The organism is Thiolapillus sp. (assembly GCF_048562965.1).
Classification (GTDB): Bacteria; Pseudomonadota; Gammaproteobacteria; order Chromatiales; family Chromatiaceae; genus Thiolapillus; species Thiolapillus brandeum_A.
Map to the genome: position 1 here is coordinate 1 of NZ_JBHNMF010001535.1, position 573 is coordinate 573.

Here is a 573-nt window from a genome sequence, read left to right on the forward strand (position 1 = left end):
CGCATGCTCCGCGAGCAGCCCAAACAAAAATTCCTGCTTTATCGGGCGGGTCATCAACCAGAAGATCTGGACAATTGGCTGCTGGATGTGCAGTTGGCGCATGGCGAGTTCCGCACTGACCAGGTGGCCCTGTGGCTCAGTGAACTGGAACTGGGCATGGCTTTTGCGGAAGTGGTCGAAGACCATGTTGAATTCTTCAAGGCTGCCAAGAGAAGGGAGGCTTTGAAACGGCGCCTGGAATCCGATGATACCCCTGGCAGGGTCAGAATGAAGATGCTGTCGGTCTGTGCCCAGTCGGAGCCACGCCTGGATGCGGTGCTGGAAAGTCTGCTGGAGGAGCTGGCCGAGGAAGAAGATGGGCGATGGCGCATTCTCGTTCGCTGTGGCTTGGACAGCGATTTGTGGCAGCAGATGGAGCGCCAGTACGGTTATCACTCGGATGCTCCTGGCATCAAGGATTTTGTCATCGAGCTGTTCAAATCCTGTTATGCCATGGAAACTGGCGGGGATGTTCATTTGTCTTCCGAGGCACTGGTATTTTTACGGCGCTGGAAGGATAGCCGCAGACATGAG

Annotated in this window: 1 protein-coding gene; it reads left to right on the forward strand. The window is 55.5% G+C overall.

Annotated elements, in window-relative coordinates; all coding sequences use genetic code 11:
- Positions 1-123: 123 nt before the first annotated feature.
- A partial coding sequence (locus ACOCD2_RS25360; protein ID WP_419626392.1) for a hypothetical protein occupies positions 124-573 on the forward strand: 450 nt, incomplete at its 3' end.